At 62.9% G+C, this 4,231-nt stretch carries 5 protein-coding genes and 1 pseudogene; 1 reads left to right on the top strand and 5 read right to left on the bottom strand.

Annotated features, from left to right (window positions below):
- The 5 genes from ACXJ7R_RS26155 to betI all read right to left on the bottom strand — a co-directional run.
- On the bottom strand, positions 1-194 hold a 194-nt coding region (locus ACXJ7R_RS26155; protein ID WP_457154356.1), incomplete at its 3' end, for a hypothetical protein.
- 134 nt (positions 195-328) lie between these two features.
- A complete protein-coding gene (locus tag ACXJ7R_RS26150; protein WP_095086128.1) occupies positions 329-748 on the bottom strand; it encodes a DoxX family protein in 420 nt (139 codons plus the stop codon).
- Between the two features lie 180 nt (positions 749-928).
- A complete protein-coding gene (gene fumC / locus ACXJ7R_RS26145) occupies positions 929-2,326 on the bottom strand; it encodes a class II fumarate hydratase (RefSeq protein WP_457154355.1) in 1,398 nt (465 codons plus the stop codon).
- A gap of 127 nt (positions 2,327-2,453) precedes the next feature.
- Entirely contained in the window at positions 2,454-3,212 is a 759-nt protein-coding gene (locus tag ACXJ7R_RS26140) for an SDR family NAD(P)-dependent oxidoreductase (RefSeq protein WP_457154354.1), read from the bottom strand.
- Between the two features lie 143 nt (positions 3,213-3,355).
- Positions 3,356-3,994 (bottom strand): choline-binding transcriptional repressor BetI, encoded by a 639-nt coding sequence (betI, locus tag ACXJ7R_RS26135; RefSeq protein WP_457154353.1) that lies wholly within the window; start codon positions 3,992-3,994, stop codon positions 3,356-3,358.
- Positions 3,995-4,077: 83 nt separating this feature from the next.
- Between betI and ACXJ7R_RS26130 the strand changes: the two are divergent.
- A pseudogene (locus ACXJ7R_RS26130) lies at positions 4,078-4,231 on the top strand (glycine/betaine ABC transporter substrate-binding protein); the annotation flags it as partial.

Genomic DNA, 4,231 nt, shown 5'->3' with positions numbered 1-4,231 from the left:
TCATCGTGCTGGCCACCTCCGGTGCCGGCGCCTATTCGGTCGACGCCAAGCGCGGCTGATCCACAGCCAGAACACGAAAAACAAAAGCGGCGCGGAATTTTCCGCGCCGCTTTTTCGTTGTCGGTGCACAAGTCCATGTCCCGATTTGCCAGCCGGGATTTACGCCCGCATTGCTGGTAGGTCCTGTCGCGCATCCGAAGGTCGATCCTACCAGCAATGCGGGCGTAAATCCCGGCTGGCAAATCGGGACATGGACTTGTGCACCGACAACGAAAAAGCGGCGCGGAAAATTCCGCGCCGCTTTTGTTTTTCGTGTTCTGGCTGTGGATCAGCCGCGCTTGGCGTCGACCGAATAGGCGCCGGCACCGGAGGTGGCCAGCACGATGAAGCCGCCGGCAATCCCCAGATTCTTGAGGAAGTTGATCATCTGCATCTGATCGGCCCAGCCGGTGTGGGCGACCAGCGCTGTTGCGACGGTGAAGATAGCGAGCACCCATGCGGCAATCCGGGTCTGGAAGCCGACAAGTATGGCGGCGCCGCCGAGAAGCTCGATCAGGCCGACGATGATGGCCGTCGCGGTCGGTACGGGCAGGCCGAGGCTGCCGAAATAACCGGCTGTGCCGGCGATCGCGGTGAGCTTGCCGAAACCTGAAAGCAGGAAGATGGCGGCAAGAAGGACGCGGCCGAGGAGGATGGTGGCTGAGGCATTGGAAGCGCCGGAACCGGCGACTGAAGTATTGATGGACATGGTGGCTCTCTCTGGGAAGGGTTCAATGCAACCCAGATAGAGCAAGCTGACTGTTCACCAAAGCCGCCAGATCGGCGACACATTGTTCACAGTACTTACGTTTCCGTGAGCGGACGGCCTACGCAAAATTCGCGTCGAGTGAGGTCGTGACGCGAGTAATTTTTCCCGTCGCCAAATCTCTTACCCCGGATGCGTCATGTCCTCCGGCCGCACCAGCCGGTCGTAGTCGGCTTCGCTGACCAGCCCGGTGGCCAGCGCTTCCTCGCGCAAGGTGGTGCCCTTCTTGTGCGCGGTCTTGGCGATCTTGGCGGCATTGTCGTAGCCGATGGTCGGCGCCAGTGCCGTCACCAGCATCAGCGAGCGGTTGAGTGCCGCCTTGATGTTGTCTTCGCGCGCCTCGATCCCGACTACGCAATTGTCGGTGAAGGAGACCGAAGCGTCGCAGAGCAACTGCACCGACTGCAGGAAGTTGTAGGCCATCAGCGGGTTGTAGACGTTGAGCTCGAAATGGCCCTGGCTGCCGGCGAAGGTGAGCGCGGCATTGTTGCCGAACACCTGCACGCAGACCTGGGTCATTGCCTCGCACTGGGTCGGATTGACCTTGCCCGGCATGATCGACGAGCCCGGCTCGTTTTCCGGCAGCGACAGTTCGCCGAGGCCCGAGCGCGGGCCGGAACCGAGGAAGCGGATGTCGTTGGCGATCTTGAACAGGGCGGCGGCGCAGGCGTTGATGGCGCCGTGCGAGAACACCATGGAATCGTGGGCTGCCAGCGCCTCGAACTTGTTCGGAGCGGTTACGAAGACAATGCCGGTGATGGCGGCGATGCGATCCGCCACCCTTTCGGCGAAGCCGACCGGCGCATTGAGGCCGGTGCCGACGGCGGTGCCGCCCTGCGCCAGCTCCTGCAGACCGGGCAGCGTCAGCTCGATGCGCTTGATCGACGAAGCGACCTGCGCGGCATAGCCCGAAAATTCCTGACCGAGGGTGAGGGGGGTGGCATCCTGCGTGTGCGTGCGGCCGATCTTGATGATGTGGGCGAAAGCCCGGCTCTTGGCGTCCAGCGCCTTGTGCAGGTGCTTCAGGGCCGGCAGCAAATCGTGCACGATGCGCTCGGCGCAAGCGATGTGCATGGCCGTCGGATAGGTGTCGTTCGACGACTGGCTCATGTTGACGTGGTCGTTGGGATGCACGGGCTTCTTCGAGCCCATGACGCCGCCCAGCATCTCGATCGCCCGGTTGGAGATCACTTCGTTGGCGTTCATGTTGGACTGCGTGCCCGAGCCGGTCTGCCAGACGACCAGTGGGAAATGGTCGTTGAGCTTGCCGTCGATAACCTCTTGCGCTGCCTCGACGATGACCTTGCCGATCGCCGGATCGAGCCGCTTCAGTTCCATGTTGGCTTCCGCCGCGGCCCGCTTGACGATGCCGAGCGCGCGCACGATCGACGCCGGCTGCTTCTCCCAACCTATCTTGAAATTGCCGAGCGAACGCTGGGCCTGGGCCCCCCAATAACGATCGGCGGCGACTTCGATGGGGCCGAACGTGTCGGTTTCGGTTCTGGTCTTTGCAGCGGTCATGGGTCTCTCCTTGTCGAAGTCGGCAACGGCGTATCGCGTTGCACAAACGGCTTCAAGCGGAGATTGCGGGCAGGACGGATGCAAATCGGTTGAAGCGCTTGCCCCCTCGATGGGAGAGCCGGGACGCTTACCCGGCCGTGTAGCCGCCGTCGATCGCAAAGACGCCGCCGCTGGTCCAGGCGGCCTCGTCGCTGGCGAGATAGACCGTGATGCCGGCCAGATCGTCGGGGCGGCCGATGCGGCCAAGCGGATAGCTCCGCTCGACATAGGCCGTCAGCTCCGCCTTTGCCTCGGCCGGCAGGTAGTCGACCGTGCTGCGCCGCATGGCGGTGTCGACCGTGCCGGGCGCGATGGCATTGACGCGGATGCCGCGCGGCCCGAGTTCGAAGGCCAGCGATTTGGTCAGCGAGTTCACCGCGCCCTTCGACAGGGAATAGAGGCTCGACGGCCGCTTCGGGATCATCTTGTTGGCGAAATAGGACGAGATGTTGATCACCGACGCGCCTGCTGCCAGATGCGGCAGCAGAGCCTGGGTGAGGAAGAACACCGCCGTTACATTGAGCGCGAAGGATTGCTGGAACTCTTCCTTGCTGACGGTCTCGAACGGCACCAGGAAAGCCACCCCGGCATTGTTGACGAGGATATCGAGCGGCTGACCGGACTCTTTCACGTGCCCGGCCACGGCTTCTATGCCGGCGCTGGTGGCAAGATCGGCCGACAGCGTCTCGACATTGCCGCCGAGCCGCCTGGCGGCGGCATCAAGCTTTTCGGTGTCGCGGCCGACGATCAGGACATCCGCACCCTCACGCGAAAAGGCCTCGGCGATCGCAAGGCCGATGCCGTCCGATCCGCCGGTAACCAGCGCGCGCTTGTTATGAAGTCTCATAGGACGCTCCGAGGCAGCTTTGGCCACCTCGAGAGCACCGCACATAAGCGACCGCGGTCAAGCCATCGGCCTATCCCAAGGTATGAACTTCGACCGCTGGCACTCCTGCGTGGAACAACCGGCGCCTCGTGCCCAGTGTCGATTTAGGCGCCGACGATCACGGATTCCCGAATGGCGAGCCGTCCCGCGACATAGTTCTTGACCTGGCGGACCGCCTGTTCGCGCGAGACGCTGCCTGGCTGCAGGCCGAGCCGCAGCCAAAGCCCGTCGATCAATGCGGTGACGCCAAGCGCGATGTCGTCGGCATCCGCCGGCGAGGCAAGGCCGCGCAGGCCGGACAACAGGTTAGAGCGCATGCGCGCGTGGATCACTCTCTGGATACGCGCCATCTTCTCGTCGCGCGGCACCTCGGCGCAGAGCGAAAGCCAGGCATGGCACAGAGGCGGTTGAAAAAGATGCGGTTCGAAATTGCCCTCGATCACGGCATCCATCCGCTCCATCGGGGTGATCGCCCGGCGAAGGCGCGCAATCACCGCCTGGCACAGGACGGCGTTGGCTTCGCGCATCGCGTGCTCGAACAACTCCTGCTTGTTGCGGAAATAGTGCAGCACGATTCCCTTCGAGGCGCCGGCCTGGGCCGCCACCTTTTCCAGCGTCGCGCCGGCAATGCCCTCGCGCTCCAGCACCGCGAACGCCGCCTGCCGCAGTTCCTTGCGGCGTATCTCGCTGAGACGCTTGAGTTTCACCGGATCGATCCATGCATTGCGATTCCACATTGACATTTTCGTCCGCGCAGATCAACTATTGACCAATGGGACAATAAAAAGACCAATTGGTCAATTTTCGAAAAATGAGGAGAACCGAAATGTTCCGCATCCTTGCGAATGGCGTCTGTCTCGCTGCCCTGGCGTTGGCCTGTTCTGCGGCTGAAGCGGCCGAGGCCGAACAGTGCAGGGCGGTCCGTATGGCCGAACCTGGCTGGAACGATCTGGCCTTCACCACCGGCGTTGCCAATGTCC

It is taken from the genome of Mesorhizobium sp. P5_C1, assembly GCF_054049815.1.
Note: the sequence above shows the minus strand (reverse complement) of the source record. Positions and strands in the feature narration are given on the sequence as shown.

Coding starts and splice junctions, on each gene's coding strand:
- betI (WP_457154353.1), bottom strand. CDS start 3,994: ATGTCAATGTGGAATCGCAATGCATGGATCGATCCGGTGAAACTCAAG.
- ACXJ7R_RS26140 (WP_457154354.1), bottom strand. CDS start 3,212: ATGAGACTTCATAACAAGCGCGCGCTGGTTACCGGCGGATCGGACGGC.
- fumC (WP_457154355.1), bottom strand. CDS start 2,326: ATGACCGCTGCAAAGACCAGAACCGAAACCGACACGTTCGGCCCCATC.
- ACXJ7R_RS26150 (WP_095086128.1), bottom strand. CDS start 748: ATGTCCATCAATACTTCAGTCGCCGGTTCCGGCGCTTCCAATGCCTCA.